The following is a 17,031-nucleotide window of genomic DNA, read 5'->3' on the forward strand; positions in this document are numbered from 1 at the left end:
ATTTATCCAGAAATTGTGTTGGGATGAACCTTTCGCTGACCAGATGAAGCGGGTCGCAACGGATGTATAAACTCCTGAGCCGGAATTTCCAGGCCAGCTATCTCGCCAGCCATCAACCACTCTATTGGGTTGTAATGATCAGAATGGTGAATATATCTCTGTCTAAGCCAGTCGAATGCTTCGGGATTAAGCGATAACTCTAAATCTTCAGCACCAATCTGTTGTGAGAACTTTTCGGCTATTGGTAGCAATTCGTCTGGGATCCTCATTGCTGGATCGTTTTTATCTAACTGATCCAATGGGACGCCTTTTTCGCTTGCCAATTCATGCATTAAATACAGCCCTATCCTCGAATACTCGCCTCGGACCTGCCTAGTCATCTTCAGGGACATTGCAACTTGGCCATCAGGGAGAGGATGTTCGTATCGTCTCTCTTTGATCCGGATAGAAGGCTCGTTACCACCTGGCAGCGGCAGACTGTGCTGCCCTATCCAACCCTCACCCTCTACTCTGCTCTTTAAACTCCTAAGGTTATCCCACTCCATGGTTTTTTGAGGCCACAGGGTTTTACGTCCCCTCAAATTCAGCGTCGGGTAAAGCAGTAAATCCTCAGTTTGGAGGTCCGGATACCCTCCTCCTATATCCGAGTGCGCGCCAGGCATAGCAATCTCGACAAAATTTTCAGGAAGCCGGCCATCTTCTCCTTTGATGCTGTTTAACGAGAAGTTTGCTCTCTTTTCGTCTGATGCCACCAAGTGCACGACGCGACTGATCCTGTCTGGATCCAAATAAAGCTCAATAGGGCTATTTCGTTCGTTACCAGCAGATAAATCAAAGCTCGAGAAATTGACGATGCCCGCAACCGTGTCAAAAAGCCCCAAGAAGCGAATGTTGATTTCGTTAGGCCAGCCAATCCCCTCATTGAAAAGAGCTGACCCCAAATCCCCCTCTTGTCCCTTCAAGATTTCATTTGTCGCGTGGCGGGCTGCCGCCGCACCTCGACTGAATCCAAATAAATCGACTGTCAGGGTTCTTATGTTTGCTCCCTCGGTGGCATCCAATATTCTCCGCGCCGCTTCGCTGAACAACCTCTTGACCTGTTCAACCACTCCAGTCTCACCCAGGCCCGTTGCTGCACCAATCAATGAATCCTCTTCACCACTTTTCGTGCCAGCGCCTGGCTCGTATGCTTTTACTGTCACGTTTCGCTGGGCGCCATCCCTGAAACCTTCCTCCTCATACAAGTCAAAAAGCTTCACCACATTCGTAGGCCCATTGGCATAACTCTCCCCCAACCGCATAGCCAGCCGGGTTCGGCACTCTTCGAGGCGGGAAGGGTCTTTTTTGAGGGGCTCAATACACTCTGCGAGAAGCTGCTCGCGGAAGATCTCGATATTGTCGACGTTGTTTAGCGTGCCATCCATGAACAGCCCTGCTACGACATGCACGCCTTCCGCGCTGCTCCGTGACCGGGGATCGTCCTCTGCCGTTGCCAGAGGCAGGATACTGGCTGAGGCACCGAGGGGGAGGGAAAGCCGATGCTCGGGATCGCGCTCCTTCGGGCTTCCGGCCCCATCCCCGAATGCCTGGGTATTGTTCCCGTTAGTCCCGAATCCGATTCCGGTGGCATAACCAAGGTCGGCGGGCCTCTGACCCTTCCGGTTCAGGTCGGCTACCGAGCCTGCAAGGCCCGGAATCATCAGGCCTCCGTCCCGGCAAAGCCAGGAGCCGGAATCTCCCGGAACATGATCTGGTTGCCAGGCTACCACTGGGTTCTGCGGGCGGTCGCTCCCGATTCCTCTATAGACAAGGCACAACTCGCCTGACGCAACTCTGGCCAGCAGGTATTGGTGAACAGATTCGCGCGGGGTACCGGGCAGGATGCCGGGAATATCATCGAGTACCAGCGAGGACCGCCTCGCAAACGGGTCGGCGAGTGTCCGGCGAAGGGTGTGCGACGCCAGCAACGGGTTCTCCACCAACGGCAAGTCCGCCGGGCGAAGGCGATAGAAGGGTTTGATCTGCATAACATTCCCTGTTGATCCGGAGTGCCCGGCTCCTGACCGGGCACCAGTCGATGGCGAGCCGAATCCGTGGCTCGCCGGGACAGACGAAATTACTCAATTTGCGAAAACGACACAAGGGACGGGCTCTCAGTTCTGGCCTATCCGGAAAGGGCCACTACCCAGCCATCGCCGGCTCGCCGTGCGCCTGCATTCCTGGCTCTGCCTCGCAAACATACTGCTCAGCATCAAATCGCCTGGTCTGCTGCCGGAACTGCCAGGTGAAGCCCGGCCAGAGGGTGGTGTTCTTGCCGTTCTCGTTCACATACCAGCTCTTGCAACCGGTCTGCCAGACCGAATCGCCGAGTTTGGCGTGAATCGAGGCGTTGTATTGGCTGAAGGCCTCCTCCTTCACCTCCACACTCTTCCAGCCCCGGTGCTGCATCTTCCCGATGGCATCCAGCACGTACTGCACCTGGGATTCGATCATATACACCATGGAGCTGTGGCCCAGGCCGGTATTAGGTCCCATGAGCATGAAGAAATTCGGAAATCCGGCCACGGTGGTGCCCTTGTAGGCTTCCGCGCCCTCCCGCCAGGCTTCGAGAAGGTCCTGTCCGCCACGACCGAAAATCATTCCGCGCGGGATCGGCTCCTGAGCCTTGAAGCCAGTGCCGAATATGATGCAATCCACGGAACGCTCGGTACCGGCGTTATCCACGATCACGTTGCCTTTCACTTCCCGGATGCCATCGGTCAGTACGTTTACATGGTCCTGATCCAGCGCCGGGTAATAGTTGTTGGAGATCAATACCCGCTTGCAGCCGAAATGAAAATCCGGGGTAACTTTCCTGCGCAATTCCTTATCTTTGATCTGACTCCGGATGTGCCGGCGTGCCTGCAATTCCCCGATTTTCAGGATCCGGGGATTACCGACAAATCCCAGCACCCGGCCTTCCAGCATCCAGTAGATGCTTTGCCGGAGGGCGTTGAGGGTTTGCGGAAACTTCCGGAACACCGCTTTCTCAAGCGGGCGGATTTCCCGATCAGGCTTGGGCATGATCCAGGGCGGTGTACGCTGATACAGATCCAGTTTCGCGGCGTCTTTGGCGACTTCCGGCACAAACTGGATCGCGGAAGCTCCCGTACCGATGACGGCCACGCGTTTGCCCCGCAGATCATAGTTGTGGTCCCAGTCCTGGGAGTGGAAGCTGGTACCAGTGAAGGTTTCGATGCCCCTGATGTCCGGGTAGGACGGAGTACTGAGGCCACCCATTCCGGAAACCAGGATGTCGGCATTCAGTTTGCTGAACCAGGGCAGATCCTTGTCGTTCCTATCCAGTTTATCCCCGGGTTTCAGACCCTTTTCCTGCATGTAGGCCCAGAGTTTGGGGCTGTCGCAGGTCTCGATGGTCCAGCTGCCGCTCTTTTCATTCCAGTGGGCGCCTGCCACGTGGGTATTCAGCCGTATGTGGTCCATCAGATCGTATTTGTCAGCGCAGCGTTTGAGGTAGGCCTTGATCTCCGGCTGGGTGGCGAACATGCGGCTCCAGTCGGGGTTCTGTTCAAAGGAGAAGGAGTACAACGCGGACTGGACATCACAGGCGCAGCCCGGGTAATGGTTCTCGTGCCAGGTGCCGCCGATGTCATCGCTTTGTTCGAGTATGACGAAATCGTGGAAGCCGGCTTCCTTGAGTTTGATGCCCATGCCGAGACCGGAGAATCCGGTGCCGATGATGGCGATCTGTGTGTTTCTTGTCATTGCTGCTCTCCTCGCTGGCCTGTATGGCCTTGTCTGCTTTTGTTCCAGTGGTCATCATGGTCGGTAGACACATGTATACAGGAGCAAGTAGACAGTCGTATACTTTGTTGGTCCGATTTACAGTCAAATGGCCTCGGTTGACAGGTTCTTGTCCTCTATCACCTCTGACTAAGGGCGTGAGGTTGATTTGGGCAGGGCTTTCCAAAACACGCTCCTTCGGCACGTCCCTGTGACGCTTGAGCTCCGCCATCCATGGCTCCGCACAGTTTTGGAAAGCCCTGCCCAAACCAACCTGCAGACTCTGGGAGAATGCCGTCTTCCAGACTCGGGGGTCGGGTGGTGGCTCTTCTTCCCAGACTGTTGAAGGCCATGGATGGCCTGAAACAAGCGCACAGGGACGTGCTTGTAGCGTGTCTGGGAAGAAGAGCCACCACCCGACCCTACTCCCAAATCAGAGGAATAGATGAACGCTATAACAGGCGGAAAACTGAAACTGATCCAGGCCGCACTCCGGCTTATTACCGAAACCCGGAGCCTGACGTCATTGGGACTGCGGGAACTGGCCCGCGAGGCGGGGCTGAACCCGAATACCTTTTATCGGCACTTCAAAAATCTGGACGAGTTCGGATTGCAGGTGCTGGGTTACATCGCCGAAGACATGAAGGCCGGAGTCCGGCAACTTCGGCAAATGGCGGATTCGTCTGAACAGGCTTCCCATGACACCGTTACGTTCGTGTATCGCTATTTCCTGGCCAACCCATCAGCCACCACCGTGGCCGTCCGGGAACTTCACGGTCCCTCGCCGCTGCTGCGACGGGCCCTGGAATCTCAACTGGAGGCCAGCGCCCGGGAAATGGCAGAGGATATTATCGAGCGGCAATTGGTCAGTGCCGTGCCGCCGCAAACCATTCATGAGATCTCCCGCATGACCATCCGCTACATTCTTTTCCGGGCCATGGATTACATCGAGAAACCGGCGCAGCGGGAAACCATCCAGAGCGAAACCGAGCACTTCATCAACCGTCAGTTCCGGGGCGCAATGCTGGACCATCTGTCCCAGACGGAGGTCGAGCGCCTGGCTCTGGCACACACCTGATACGCTCTCGAAACCTCCGATTTACGAGCGGATCTGGCAACCTGCACTAGTATGTAGTTATCCAGACATCTGATTGATCGGGAAAACCGGAGGTACACCAATAATGAAAATCGGTATCCCCAGGGAGATTTTCGAGGACGAGCGACGGGTGGCCGCTACGCCACCCTCTGTGCACAAACTGATTGGACTTGGTTACGACGTCATCGTCGAAGGCGGTGCCGGCGAGGCTGCGAACTACTCCGATGCCGCCTATGAAAAAGTGGGCGCAGCCATCGCAGCGGACACCGGCTCCCTCTGGAAAGAGGCCGACTTTATCCTGAAAGTCCGGGCGCCGATGGAGAATCCGGCGCTGGGCAAACACGAAGCGGATCTCATGAAAGAGGGCGCGTTTCTGGTCAGCTACATCTGGCCGGCGCAAAACCCGGAACTGCTGGAGAAGCTTGCGGCCAGAAAGATCACCTCCTTCGCCATCGACAGCCTGCCCCGAATCAGCCGCGCCCAGAAGATGGACGCGCTAAGCGCCATGGCCAACATTGCCGGCTATCGGGCGGTGATTGAGGCCGCCAATCACTTCGGGCGTTTCTTCACCGGTCAGGTGACGGCCGCCGGTAAGGTACCCCCGGCGAAGATCATGGTGATCGGCGCCGGCGTTGCCGGCCTGGCGGCCATTGGTGCTGCCAACAGCATGGGCGCCATCGTCCGCGCCTTTGATACCCGGCTGGAGGTGAAGGAACAGGTCGAGAGCATGGGCGCCCAGTTCCTGGTGCTGGACTTCGAAGACGAGGATGGCAGCGGCAGCGGCGGCTACGCCAAGCAGATGAGCGACGAGTTCATCAAGGCGGAGATGGCGTTATTTGCCGAGCAGGCGGAAGAGGTGGACATCATCATTACCACCGCCCTGATTCCCGGCAAGCCGGCGCCGAAACTGATCACCGCCGATATGGTGAGATCCATGAAGCCCGGCAGTGTGATCGTGGATCTGGCGTCCGAGCGGGGCGGCAACTGTGAGCTGACCGAGCCGGGCAAGGTAGCGCATCATCATGGCGTGACCCTGATCGGCTACACCGATCTGCCCAGCCGGATGGCCAAGGTCGCCAGCGAACTCTACGCCACCAACCTGGTGCACCTGCTTACCGAACTGACACCGGAAAAGGACGGTAAGCCGCTGGTGAACATGGAAGACGAGGTTATCCGGGGCCTGACGGTGGTGCACGAGGAAGACGTTACCTGGCCACCTCCTCAACCGAAATCACCGGTCAGTCCCAAGCCCGCTCCGGGCACCGAGGAACCGTCAGCCGCTGACAAGGCCGCGGCAAAGAAAGACGCCGATCGCCGTGGCCTGATTGGCAAAGGTGTTCTCCTGGTAGTGACCGCCCTGGCACTCTACGGCGTTGGCGCCCACGCGCCAGAAAGCTTCCTGCAACACTTCACCGTGTTTGTTCTGTCCTGCTTCATCGGTTGGCAGGTCATCTGGAACGTAACGCCTTCCCTGCATACGCCTCTTATGAGCGTAACCAACGCTATCAGCGGCATCATCGTGATCGGTGCCATGCTGCATCTGGCCCAGGCGGAGAACATTGCCGTCGGGATCATGGCGTTTGTCGCGGTGCTGATCGCCAGCATCAACGTGGGGGGCGGCTTCCGGGTCACCCATCGCATGCTCAAAATGTTCCGCAAGTAAGAGGCGCCCGATATGAGCACAGGACTGGTGAGCGTGGCCTACGTGGTCGCAAGTATCTTGTTTATCCTCAGCCTTGGTGGCCTCAGCCACCAGGAATCGGCACGACGCGGCAATCTCTACGGGGTCGCCGGTATTATCATCGCGGTCGGGGCGACCCTGGCCAGCGTGGGTGATGGCGGCATCACCGCCATCTTGATTGCCGTGCTGCTCGGTGCCGGGATTGGCATTGCCATCGCCAACAAGGTGGAAATGACCCAGATGCCGCAACTGGTGGCTCTGCTGCATAGCTTCGTAGGCGCAGCGGCCGTGTTTGTCGGCTTTTCCGGCTACATCGAGCCCTTGATTGCCACCTCCGGCGCCGAGCACACCATCAAACTGGTGGAGGTCTTTGTCGGTATCTTTATCGGCGCGGTCACCTTCACCGGCTCGCTGGTGGCCTGCGGCAAGCTGGATGGTCGGATCGACAGCAAGGCCCTGACCCTGCCCGGCCGGCACCTGATGAATCTGGCGGCTATCATTGTGTGCGTCTTCCTCGGGGCCTGGTTCCTGAGTACCGACAGCATGGCCCTCGGCATCGTGGCGCTCGTAGTAATGACCGCCATCGCCTCGGTCCTGGGCATTCACCTGATCATGGCCATCGGCGGCGCCGACATGCCCGTGGTGGTCTCCATGCTCAACAGCTATTCCGGTTGGGCCGCGGCCTCCATCGGGTTCATGCTGGGCAATGACCTGCTGATTGTCACCGGGGCCCTGGTGGGCAGCAGTGGTGCCATTCTGAGCTACATCATGTGCAAGGCCATGAACCGCTCGTTCATCAGTGTGATCCTGGGCGGCTTCGGCCAGACCAGCAGCAGCTCGGCGGCAGCCGATGCCGACCAGACCGTGCATGAATCCAGCGTCGATGAAGTCTGTGAAGAACTGCGCAACGCCCAATCGGTGATCATCGTTCCGGGTTATGGCATGGCGGTAGCCCAGGCCCAGAATGGTGTCAGCGAAATGACCAAGATCCTGCGGGACCGTGGCGTCAATGTGCGGTTTGGCATCCATCCGGTGGCGGGCCGGCTGCCAGGACATATGAACGTACTCCTGGCAGAAGCCCATGTCCCCTACGACATCGTGCTGGAAATGGACGAGATCAACGATGACTTCCCGGATACTGACGTGGTGCTGGTCATTGGCGCCAACGACACGGTAAACCCGGCGGCGGCTGAAGACCCTGGCAGCCCCATTGCCGGCATGCCGGTGCTGGAGGTCTGGAAGGCCGCACAGGTCGTTATCCTCAAGCGCGGCATGGCCACCGGTTATTCCGGCGTGGAAAACCCGCTGTTCTTCAAGGACAACGCCCGGATGCTGTTCGGCGATGCCAAGGACAGCATCGATAAGCTGGTGTCGGGTTTGCGGGGCTGAAGGCAGCCCCGCGCCTGTTCTCCTGGGGATTTATTCGGTGGTGTTGTAGACGTAGGACGACACGGTTCCATCCTCGTTGAACCGCACGACCAGGTCGGTGGTTTCGGCATCACCGAAGGCGGACCACTTGTACTTGCCATAGGTCCAGGTGCGTTTGCCGTCTTCAATCCCGGTGCGCCACGGCTCGCCGAACATCTCCTGGATGTCTGACCGGGTGGTCTCGCCGATGCGGATCTGATCGATGCTATGGGTCGGGAAATCGTGGCCGACGGTGGCACAGCCCACCAGGGTTGCGATCAGAATGGTCAGTGCCGTGGTCTTGATAGAGCGAAAAACTGTCATTGAGACACTCCCTGCTTTCTTACGGATTTCCCTCATCCTAGCTGCTGTGCACAGGGACGCGATTACGAACCTGACACATTCCGGGGCACAAAAAAGCCGCAGGCCTTTCGGCACTGCGGCACAGTGGGATCGAAGGGTCGATCAGTAAAGCTTGGCGAGCGACTTCTTGGCGAAGGACTCGACCTCCTCGAGGCGACCTTCCTTCACCTTGACCAGCCACTCGGGGTCCTGCAGCAGGGCCCGGCCGACGGCGATGAGCTCAAACTCGTGGTTGTTCATGCGCTCGACCAGCTCGTCGATGCCGGCCTTTTCCACCGCCTCTTTCTTGCTGGCGAAGGTGCCGCTGATGAAGTCCTCGGTGAGGCCGACACTGCCAACAGACATGGTGGGCTTGCCGGAGAGCTTCTGGGTCCAGCCGGCCAGGTTCAGATCGGAACCCTCGAATTCGGGCTCCCAGAACCGGCGGGTGGAGGCGTGGAAGATATCCACACCGGCCTCGACCAGTGGCTTCAGGAAACGCTCCAGTTCTTCCGGACTGTTGACCAGTTTCGCCTCGTAGTCCTGCTGCTTCCATTGGGAGAAGCGCAGCATGATCGGGAAATCGGGGCCGACCCGGTGGCGGACCTCTTCAACAATCTCCACGACGAACCGCAGTCGATTCTCAAGACTGCCACCGTACTCATCATCCCGCTGGTTGGTGCCTTCCCACAGGAACTGATCCAGAAGATAACCATGGGCACCGTGGATCTCGACGCCGTCAAAGCCGAGCGCCCGGGCATCCTGGGCGGCATCACCGAAAGCCCGGATAACGTCCTGGATGTCTTCCTTGCTCATGGCCTTGCCGTTGGGTTTGCCCGGCGCGAACAGACCAGAGGGGCTGTAACCCGGCACGGAAGGATCCGGGTCGGTACCCTCCTTTCGCACGGCGCCCACGTGCCACAGCTGCGGGAAGATCGCACCGCCCGCTTCGTGCACAGCATCGACCACCTGCTTCCAGCCGGCCAGCGCTTCCTCGCCATGGAACGCCGGCACGTTGGGGTAACCATTGGCTGCCGGATGGTTAACCGTGGTGCCCTCGGTAATGATCAGGCCAACGCCTGCCTCGGCGCGGCGGCGGTAGTATGCCACCACATCCTCTCCCGGGATGCCATTGGGCGAGAAATTGCGGGTCATCGGCGCCATGGCTACGCGGTTGCGCAGCTTGAGGTTGTGAATTTCAAACGGTTCAAACATAGGACCCAGGTTCATGCTCATGGTAATGTGCAACCTCATTAATTTGGTTTCGTAAAGCAACCCTATTCAATCTGGTTTTAAGATGCAACCCTATTCGGTACACTCCCCTACATGGCCAGAAAACGTTTTGATGATTCCCATTGCTCCGTCGCCCGCGCCCTCAATGAAGTGGGCGATTGGTGGTCCCTGTTGATTGTGCTGCACGCCATGTACGGCACCCGGCGGTTTGTCGACTTCCAGCAGGAGCTGGGCATCGCCAAGAACATCCTGTGTGACCGCCTGGCCCGCCTGGTTGATAACGGGGTGCTGCGCAAGGTGGACGTGGGTGAGCACGGCTCCCGCTTTGAATACCGCCTGACCGAAAAGGGCCGGGACCTGTTCCCGGTGGTGATTGCCCTGCGCCAGTGGGGCGACAAGTGGAATCCGGCGCCGGAGCAGGGGCCGCTGGACCTGCGTGATCGGGCCACCGGCCGGCCGATCCAGGAGGTTCAGGTCCGCGATGCCGATGGCCAGCCGCTGAGCATCCGGGATGTATTTGTACCGGACGAAAACCTGCCGGCGAGCAAAAAGAACTCTGCCTGACCATCCGCAGTGCCCGCAGACGCGTTCATTTTATTGAGTTGGATCAATCCGCCACTCAAAGCGCCACCAACCGCCGGCGAATCTTGCGCTAAATCAAGTTTCACTTTGCCACTGTCATTAATCTTGGGCCATCGACGATTTGCATAAAGGAGATGGCTTATGTCCCGTTCTTTCAAACTTGGTGTTCTCGCTGCTGCCGTAATGGCTGCGGCTCCGATGGCTCAGGCTTATGAAGCTGGTGATTTTATTGGTCGTGCAGGTGTCGCGACAGTTGACCCTGACTCCTCCAGCAGCGACCTGAACTCTGACGCGCTTGGTGTGCTTCCGGGTGCACAGGTCAGCGTTGACTCCGACACCCAGCTCGGTCTGACCGTGACCTACATGATCACCGACCAGATCGCTATCGGTGTACTGGGCGCCACTCCGTTCAAGCATGACATTGAGGGCGATGGCGCCGTTCTGGGAGGCGCAGGAAAACTGGCAGAAACCAAGCACCTGCCACCAACCATCACGCTGCAATTCTTCCCGATGCCCAGCAGCAGCAAGTTCCAGCCTTACGCGGGCCTGGGCGTTAACTACACCAACTTCTTCGAAGAGAAGACCACCAGTACCCTCACCGGCATCTATGATGACGTTGCATCGGGCGGCGCAGGTGGCGTTGTAGCCAGCACCGACCTGGAACTGGACGACAGCTTCGGCCTTGCCGCTGAAATCGGCATGGATTACATGATCACCGAGAACGTTGGTGTTAACGCCGCTATCTGGTGGGCGGACATTGACACCGATGCCACCATCAACGCCTATGCCGCTGACGGCTCCCGCGTTGACAGCAGCACCCTGGATGTCGAAATCGACCCCTGGGTCTACATGGTCGGCGTTTCCTACAAGTTCTGATCCCCGTGCCCTCCGGCAGCCTCATGGTCTGTGGGCTGCCGGGAGGTGCGTTCTCCTGTGCGGGGCTCTGCCCCGCTTTTTTTGTGCCCGGAACCGGCTCGATCCGTAACCCGCTCGGTCCCCCTTGCCCTGATCAGCCCTCACCAACCGCAAACGTCACCGAAGCCATGACTTCCGCAGGTGGCGGATTAACGCTCACAACGCCCTCAAACTCCCGAATCCAGGGATGCTCGCCATGCGCCGCCTCGACAAAGGTTGGGCGAATGGCCTGGTAATACAGGGTGGATTCAACCTGAAACGGCGGCTCTGCTGTTTCCGGCAAAGGCAAGCGATAGGCAATGGTGTCCTGCCCACCGTTATTCAGATTGAAATCCGCATCCCCATCGACACCGGCAGGCGCGACATAGGACGGAGCTGAAGCGATATCGAATCCACCGGGAGGAATCCGGTTGTCCTTGAGCGACTCTGACGCATACAGCAGCACATGGGTAATGGCACCGGTAGTGGAACCCATAACCACTTCGTATATGGGAATATCCACCGGTGTTGTGACCAGATTGATATGCGGCTGGTAACAGCCCGAGGAATCAAAGTCTGCCGACTTGTTAATCGCCATACAGGCGTCAGAGGTAAAAGTTGCATCCAGAGGCAACTGATAGTTCTGGTCCGGGAAACCACTATCGAACACCACGACACCGGTGCCATCCGTTACCCGCGTAGCCACCCAGATCCGACGTGACGGGAAGCTGGTTGGCAGTTTGTGGCCAGAGTAATTCTGTATGGTCAGGTCGAATGCCAGCTCACCTGCAGACAACGAGGGATTCCCCGGTAGCAACCCTGCTGCGGTCTTGAGAAAATCCCGTGTCAGTTCGGCGGTGCCGGCAAACTCACCTTCCTCATTGATATCAGCCCTGCCCAACTCCTCCCGGAATATTTCCAGGGTGTCCAGTAGCCAGGTATTACCACCCACCATCACGTGGGGGAAATAGGGACTGCGCTCTGGCCAGTTCAGGTTTACCCCGCCATTGGCCGTGACCGCAATGCGGGTCTGATAACCGTCGCTTATCTCCTCCCGAACCATGTGGCACTGCTGACAGGAAACTTCAGCACCCTGGGGGCCCAGGTTACTGTTTTCCCATTCAGTGTAGGGGGTCTGTTCGGGGAAAACCTCTCCGTTGGGCTCACCCGTCACCATGTCGATGGTCGGGGTGAACAGCTCGTGGCAGCTGGCACAGTGGCGGGAATCCGCCAGATGTATACCGTACGCCGGCGTATAGCCGACCTGGTTCTGCATCGCCTGCCCGACCGGATTCTGATAAGGGCCGAAGATGGTAAAGGCATCCGGGTGGTTGGCATCCACAATCTCGAAGTTGCCCGAATTCACGTCGCCGGAAAGCACTGAATCGGTAATCTGGTGGCAGGCGGTGCAACTGATACCCTCTCTGGCATGGGGATCCTCAAGCGCCTGTTCAGCCCGGTAACAGCCGTCTTCCAAAAGACAGGAGTCATCCTGTATCAGACTGACGCCGGTCTGGTGGGCATGGGTTCGCGCCATCGGGCTGTGGCAGGTCAGACAGGTATCCTCAATGAAGCCCGCAAGATGGGGAAAGACTTCGGTTTCATGCATCATGACCGCGCGGAAATATGGATCCGTGAAGGCATTGGCCATCACGCTGCTTTTCCAGTCATAGAAGGGGCTGATGTCTTCTCCATCCGGCGATGGCTGGTTTTCCGAAACCAGGGGATCAGGCGTTCGCATCACCGCCGGCTCATCACCCGATTGGCTGGCAGTATGGCACTGGCCGCAATCGGCTGCCGCCATGAAGACACCGTTCTGTTCCCAGTGTTCAATCTGCTCCGTCAGGGATGGCATCAGAATACCATCGTCAGAATCCGTTCTGCTGTCGCCTCCGCCGCTATCGCTGCAGGCTGTCAAAAGAAACATGATCGATGCGACAAACAGTGCCGCTGTGCCCTGCCAGCCAGGCTGAACTCTCATGATGTTCTCTCCCTGAAATTACGTTCCCTCCAATCTGATACAGCCCAGCTACCAGAGACTTGACGCTGGTCAGTCTCTGGTCAAATAGCAATCAGGTAACACTGTACGTCCACCAATGAGTAAAGCTCAGAAAGCGAGAAGGAACCAGCCGGGAATCAGGCAGGCGTTATAGGCAGAGTGCAGAATGAGGGGTCCAAGAATGGCGCCATGCCGGTCACGGAAGTAGCCGAACACCAGGCCCGGGAAAAACACCAGCCAGGCCAGTGGGTCAGCCCGGTAAAACAGATGCATAGCCGTGAAGAGAATGGCCGTCAGCACGTTGGCGAGTGACAGCCCCATCAATGCACGTTTTCCAAGCGCGGTGCTCCCGAGAAAGCCCTGGATCGCCCCCCGGAACAGTAATTCCTCCAGTACCGGATACCAGAGTACGAGGGAAAAGACCTGAAGCGATGTCAGGCTGAGGTTGGCGGAACCCGCGACGGACCAGTCCGCCACCAGCAGGCTTACACCACACCCGACCACTAAGGCCAGAATGAACTTACGGTCCGTGAACAGACGAGGTGGCGGTACCAGCCCCAGATCTTCCCTTATATTCGTATCATTCGCCATGGATGGGCAATTGCGCCTTTTGCCGAAGTAACAACTCTGGATACTAGAGCATTACCCCGGCCAAAGTCAGACGCCAGAAACAACAAAGCGGAGCAAGTGCTCCGCTTTGTGATATTTACCGGGTAACTCAGGCGCTCTGGCGCTGCGCCGATCGGCCCCGCTGGCCACCGCTTCGGCCCCGGCCGTTATTGCCACCGCCCGGACGACCACCAAAGCTGCGGCCATCGCCGGCAGGCTTGCCGTTGGCACCACCGCGACCGTTGCGGCTGCGGGCCTTGGCCGGGTCGGCCTTGGCCTTGGGCTTCAGAGGCAGGTTGTTTTTCGGCTCGAAGCCTTCCACTTCCCTGCGCGGCAGCTGCTTCTTGATCAGCTTCTCGATGCCCGCCAGCAGCTTGCCTTCATCGGCACTGACCAGGGACAACGCATGGCCGCTCTCGCCGGCACGGCCGGTACGGCCTATCCGGTGCACATAGTCTTCCGGCACATTCGGCAGTTCAAAGTTGACCACCTGCGGCAGCTGTTTGATGTCCAGGCCGCGGGCGGCGATATCCGTAGCGACCAGCACCCGAACATCCCCCTGCTTGAACTCGGACAGCGCCCGGGTGCGTGCACCCTGGGACTTGTTGCCGTGAATCGCGGCAGCGGTGATGCCATCCTGCTCCAGTTTTTTGGTCAGGCGGTTGGCACCGTGCTTGGTACGGGTGAACACCAGCACCTGTTCCCAGGCGTTGTCCCGCACCAGCTTGCTCAGCAGGGCGGTCTTCTGGCTCTGGTCAACCGGGTAGACGGACTGCTTCACCTTCTCGGCGGTGGTGTTCCGTGCCGCCACTTCCACCTGAACCGGATCGTTCAGCAGGCCTTGGGCCAGGCTGCGGATGTCGTTGGAGAAGGTGGCGGAGAACAGCAGGTTCTGGCGCTTGGCCGGCAGCAGAGCAAGAATCTTGCGGATGTCGCGGATAAAGCCCATGTCGAGCATGCGGTCGGCTTCGTCCAGCACCAGGACTTCCACCTCATTGAAGCGTACGGCGTTCTGCTGATACAGGTCCATCAGTCGTCCCGGTGTCGCCACCAGCACGTCCAGGCCCTTGCGCAGCTTCATCATCTGCGGATTGATTTTCACGCCGCCAAAAACCACGGCAGACTTGGTGGGCATGTACTTGCTGTACAAGGCCACGCTGTCGTGTACCTGGGCCGCCAGCTCGCGGGTCGGCGCCAGGATCAAGGCACGGGGGCCCTTGCCGGAGCGCGGGTTAGCCGCGAGGCGTTGCAGCAGCGGCAGGGTAAAACCGGCAGTCTTGCCGGTACCGGTCTGGGCAGCAGCCATCACATCCTTGCCGGACAGCACCGCCGGAATGGCCTGCTGCTGGATGGGGGACGGGGTTTCATAGCCCTGGTCGGTGGTGGCACGGACCAGCTGCTCGGACAAACCGAGAGAAGAAAAACTCATATTGAATAAACTCTTGATTGATTCTGCCTCCACGAACACCGTCCATCGGCGAATGCGGGCAGAAGCCATGATGATTCATGGAAAAATGACGACTACAGTCACACGCCGTTAGCGGCGGGACGTCCTCTGACAGGTCGTATGGAGGTTCGCAAGGCGGCTCGCTGGCCGTGAAACTGCGGAATCCCTAGAGGCAGGATGCGAGCACAGTAACAGAGGGTCCGGGAAATAGCTATAAGTGGTTTCATTAGCAGGCTTTCATTTTCACGAAAAGATGGAACTCCGGCAGGTGTCTCTGGTCACTAGCGCCCGTATCATCCTAAAAAACCGCCAGATTCCGGAGATTCCATGCTCAGCGTAGGCGTTGGCCCTCTCAGCCTGTCCATCGGGCACCTGCTTCTGCTCCTGGCCTTTGTTGTGGCCCTGATTGTCGGCGCACTCACCGGTCGCAAGCAGAAGACCCCGATATCCGGCTCCCTGGCGGATATTTTCCTGGTTGCCATGATCAGCGCCCGGATCAGCTTCGTGCTCCGTTATTTCGAGCATTACCAGGATGACTGGCTGGGCATGATCGATATCCGGGATGGCGGCTTTGATCTGGTGACCGGGCTGATTGCGGCGCTCGCCTTCTCGGGTTACCTGATGTGGCGGCGCGCAAACATTCGCCGGGCATTGGGCTCCGCCGTTGCCGCTGGCATGATCACCTGGGGCTTCACCTCCGGTGCCATTGCCCTGATCAACCAACAGACTCAGGGGTTGCCCGAAGTGGCGTTGACCGACCTAAACGAACAGCCGGTCAGCCTGGCCGACATTGCCCGGAGCCAGCCCGTTGTGGTGAATCTCTGGGCCACCTGGTGCCCGCCCTGCATTCGTGAAATGCCGGTACTGGAAGAGGCCCAGCAACGCTACCCCGGTATCAACTTCGTGTTCGCCAACCAGGGCGAACATCCGGAGACCATCCGCAAGTTCCTGAACGAACAGAACCTGCACCTCGACCATGTCCTCAGTGACCGCCCGGGCAGTTTCGGCCGGGTAGTGGGCAGCCAGGGCTTGCCCACTACCCTGTTCTACAACGCCAAGGGCAACCTGGTGGACACCCACATTGGCGAACTGTCACACGCCAGCCTGGCACGAAGCCTTGAGCGCTTCGATTCCGCCTTTCTCAATTCCACCAACTCCGAGGAGTAAACATCCCGATGAATACCTCCCGCCTCCAACACTTGATCAGGGGCACCCTGCTGTCCACCGCCCTCGTCGCAACCGCCGTGCAGGCACAGGACTATCCACTGGTCATCCAGTCATTGGAACAACAAGGTGTGAAGGTCGTGGAGAGCTTTGAAGCGCCGGGTGGTATGACCGGCTACGTCGGCGAGATGCAGGGGCGGTCGCTGGCCTTTTACCTGACACCGGATGGCAACCACGTGATCGTCGGCACCCTGCTGGATGAGGAAGGGAACAACCTCAGCGCCGCCAGCATCCAGGAACTGATCGAAGGCCCGAAATTTGCCAAAGCGTGGCCCCGGCTGGAAGACAGCAACTGGGTTCGGGATGGTTCCAGGGACGCGGACACCATCATCTACACCTTCACCGATCCCAACTGCCCCTATTGCTACCGGTTCCGCCAGCAGGCCGAACCCTGGATCGCGGCCGGCGAGGTCCAGCTGCGGCATATCCTGGTAGGTATCCTGAAAGAAGACAGCCTGACCAAAGCCGCCACGATCCTGGGCAGTGAAAACCCGGAAGCCGCCCTACACGACCATCAAGCCAGCTACCAACAGGGCGGCATTGAGGTTGACCGCAAGCTGGTCAGCGCCGCTCACATGGAGGTCAAAGCCAATAACCGCCTGATGCAGGAGCTGGGTCTTCGCGCCACGCCCAGTACCCTTTACAAGGACGACGACGGCAAGGTGGTGATGGTGCAGGGCCTGCCGAATCCCCAGGCACTGAAGCGCATGATGGGGCCCAAGCCCTGAGTGTTT

General features: G+C 58.6%; 14 protein-coding genes. 7 read left to right on the forward strand and 7 right to left on the reverse strand.

Annotated features, from left to right (window positions below; translation table 11 throughout):
* Positions 1 to 2 precede the first annotated feature (2 nt).
* Both MD273_RS10480 and MD273_RS10485 read right to left on the reverse strand, forming a co-directional pair.
* Positions 3 to 2,027, reverse strand: a complete 2,025-nt coding sequence (locus tag MD273_RS10480; RefSeq protein ID WP_239037740.1) for a T6SS phospholipase effector Tle1-like catalytic domain-containing protein — start codon at positions 2,025 to 2,027, stop codon at positions 3 to 5.
* Between the two features lie 154 nt (positions 2,028 to 2,181).
* Positions 2,182 to 3,765, reverse strand: coding sequence for a flavin-containing monooxygenase (locus tag MD273_RS10485; protein WP_239037741.1), 1,584 nt, complete (start codon positions 3,763 to 3,765; stop codon positions 2,182 to 2,184).
* Positions 3,766 to 4,228: 463 nt separating this feature from the next.
* On the opposite strand from MD273_RS10485, the gene MD273_RS10490 reads away from it, so the two are divergent.
* From MD273_RS10490 to pntB, 3 genes are all read left to right on the forward strand, one after another.
* Entirely contained in the window at positions 4,229 to 4,861 is a 633-nt protein-coding gene (locus tag MD273_RS10490) for a TetR family transcriptional regulator (RefSeq protein ID WP_239037742.1), read from the forward strand.
* A 103-nt stretch (positions 4,862 to 4,964) separates the two neighbouring features.
* Positions 4,965 to 6,542, forward strand: a complete 1,578-nt coding sequence (locus tag MD273_RS10495; RefSeq protein ID WP_239037743.1) for a Re/Si-specific NAD(P)(+) transhydrogenase subunit alpha — start codon at positions 4,965 to 4,967, stop codon at positions 6,540 to 6,542.
* Between the two features lie 12 nt (positions 6,543 to 6,554).
* The gene (pntB, locus tag MD273_RS10500; protein WP_239037744.1) at positions 6,555 to 7,949 is read left to right on the forward strand and encodes a Re/Si-specific NAD(P)(+) transhydrogenase subunit beta; all 1,395 of its coding nucleotides are present in this window, start codon (positions 6,555 to 6,557) and stop codon (positions 7,947 to 7,949) included.
* Between the two features lie 30 nt (positions 7,950 to 7,979).
* On the opposite strand, the gene bamE is transcribed toward pntB, so the two are convergent.
* Positions 7,980 to 8,291, reverse strand: coding sequence for an outer membrane protein assembly factor BamE domain-containing protein (gene bamE, locus MD273_RS10505; protein WP_239037745.1), 312 nt, complete (start codon positions 8,289 to 8,291; stop codon positions 7,980 to 7,982).
* Positions 8,292 to 8,432: 141 nt separating this feature from the next.
* Positions 8,433 to 9,545 (reverse strand): NADH:flavin oxidoreductase, encoded by a 1,113-nt coding sequence (locus tag MD273_RS10510; RefSeq protein ID WP_239037746.1) that lies wholly within the window; start codon positions 9,543 to 9,545, stop codon positions 8,433 to 8,435.
* A gap of 90 nt (positions 9,546 to 9,635) precedes the next feature.
* Here MD273_RS10510 and MD273_RS10515 point away from each other — a divergent pair, with 90 nt between their 5' ends.
* A complete protein-coding gene (locus MD273_RS10515; protein ID WP_239037747.1) occupies positions 9,636 to 10,106 on the forward strand; it encodes a winged helix-turn-helix transcriptional regulator in 471 nt (156 codons plus the stop codon).
* 159 nt (positions 10,107 to 10,265) lie between these two features.
* On the forward strand, positions 10,266 to 11,000 hold the full coding sequence (locus tag MD273_RS10520; RefSeq protein ID WP_239037748.1) for an OmpW/AlkL family protein: 735 nt from the start codon (positions 10,266 to 10,268) through the stop codon (positions 10,998 to 11,000).
* A 133-nt stretch (positions 11,001 to 11,133) separates the two neighbouring features.
* Here the strand turns inward: MD273_RS10520 and MD273_RS10525 are convergent, their stop codons facing one another.
* From MD273_RS10525 to MD273_RS10535, 3 genes are all read right to left on the reverse strand, one after another.
* Positions 11,134 to 12,999, reverse strand: a complete 1,866-nt coding sequence (locus MD273_RS10525; protein WP_239037749.1) for a hypothetical protein — start codon at positions 12,997 to 12,999, stop codon at positions 11,134 to 11,136.
* 126 nt (positions 13,000 to 13,125) lie between these two features.
* Positions 13,126 to 13,608 (reverse strand): JDVT-CTERM system glutamic-type intramembrane protease MrtJ, encoded by a 483-nt coding sequence (gene mrtJ, locus MD273_RS10530; RefSeq protein WP_239037750.1) that lies wholly within the window; start codon positions 13,606 to 13,608, stop codon positions 13,126 to 13,128.
* Between the two features lie 127 nt (positions 13,609 to 13,735).
* Positions 13,736 to 15,055: a DEAD/DEAH box helicase gene (locus tag MD273_RS10535; protein WP_239037751.1), complete on the reverse strand. Its 1,320-nt coding sequence runs from the start codon at positions 15,053 to 15,055 to the stop codon at positions 13,736 to 13,738.
* A 345-nt stretch (positions 15,056 to 15,400) separates the two neighbouring features.
* Here MD273_RS10535 and MD273_RS10540 point away from each other — a divergent pair, with 345 nt between their 5' ends.
* Both MD273_RS10540 and dsbG read left to right on the forward strand, forming a co-directional pair.
* Entirely contained in the window at positions 15,401 to 16,240 is an 840-nt protein-coding gene (locus MD273_RS10540; protein WP_239037752.1) for a TlpA disulfide reductase family protein, read from the forward strand.
* A gap of 8 nt (positions 16,241 to 16,248) precedes the next feature.
* The gene (gene dsbG, locus MD273_RS10545) at positions 16,249 to 17,025 is read left to right on the forward strand and encodes a thiol:disulfide interchange protein DsbG (RefSeq protein WP_239037753.1); all 777 of its coding nucleotides are present in this window, start codon (positions 16,249 to 16,251) and stop codon (positions 17,023 to 17,025) included.
* Positions 17,026 to 17,031: the final 6 nt, after the last annotated feature.

It is taken from the genome of Marinobacter sp. C7 (genome assembly GCF_022343555.1).
GTDB lineage: Bacteria > Pseudomonadota > Gammaproteobacteria > Pseudomonadales > Oleiphilaceae > Marinobacter.

What these genes read in the sequence shown, in the direction of transcription:
- MD273_RS10485 (WP_239037741.1), bottom strand. Translation starts at nt 3,765, where the DNA reads ATGACAAGAAACACACAGATCGCCATCATCGGCACCGGATTCTCCGGT.
- mrtJ (WP_239037750.1), bottom strand. Translation starts at nt 13,608, where the DNA reads ATGGCGAATGATACGAATATAAGGGAAGATCTGGGGCTGGTACCGCCA.
- dsbG (WP_239037753.1), top strand. Translation starts at nt 16,249, where the DNA reads ATGAATACCTCCCGCCTCCAACACTTGATCAGGGGCACCCTGCTGTCC.
- pntB (WP_239037744.1), top strand. Translation starts at nt 6,555, where the DNA reads ATGAGCACAGGACTGGTGAGCGTGGCCTACGTGGTCGCAAGTATCTTG.
- MD273_RS10490 (WP_239037742.1), top strand. Translation starts at nt 4,229, where the DNA reads ATGAACGCTATAACAGGCGGAAAACTGAAACTGATCCAGGCCGCACTC.
- MD273_RS10480 (WP_239037740.1), bottom strand. Translation starts at nt 2,027, where the DNA reads ATGCAGATCAAACCCTTCTATCGCCTTCGCCCGGCGGACTTGCCGTTG.
- MD273_RS10540 (WP_239037752.1), top strand. Translation starts at nt 15,401, where the DNA reads ATGCTCAGCGTAGGCGTTGGCCCTCTCAGCCTGTCCATCGGGCACCTG.
- MD273_RS10495 (WP_239037743.1), top strand. Translation starts at nt 4,965, where the DNA reads ATGAAAATCGGTATCCCCAGGGAGATTTTCGAGGACGAGCGACGGGTG.
- MD273_RS10520 (WP_239037748.1), top strand. Translation starts at nt 10,266, where the DNA reads ATGTCCCGTTCTTTCAAACTTGGTGTTCTCGCTGCTGCCGTAATGGCT.
- MD273_RS10510 (WP_239037746.1), bottom strand. Translation starts at nt 9,545, where the DNA reads ATGAGCATGAACCTGGGTCCTATGTTTGAACCGTTTGAAATTCACAAC.
- MD273_RS10535 (WP_239037751.1), bottom strand. Translation starts at nt 15,055, where the DNA reads ATGAGTTTTTCTTCTCTCGGTTTGTCCGAGCAGCTGGTCCGTGCCACC.
- MD273_RS10515 (WP_239037747.1), top strand. Translation starts at nt 9,636, where the DNA reads ATGGCCAGAAAACGTTTTGATGATTCCCATTGCTCCGTCGCCCGCGCC.
- bamE (WP_239037745.1), bottom strand. Translation starts at nt 8,291, where the DNA reads ATGACAGTTTTTCGCTCTATCAAGACCACGGCACTGACCATTCTGATC.
- MD273_RS10525 (WP_239037749.1), bottom strand. Translation starts at nt 12,999, where the DNA reads ATGAGAGTTCAGCCTGGCTGGCAGGGCACAGCGGCACTGTTTGTCGCA.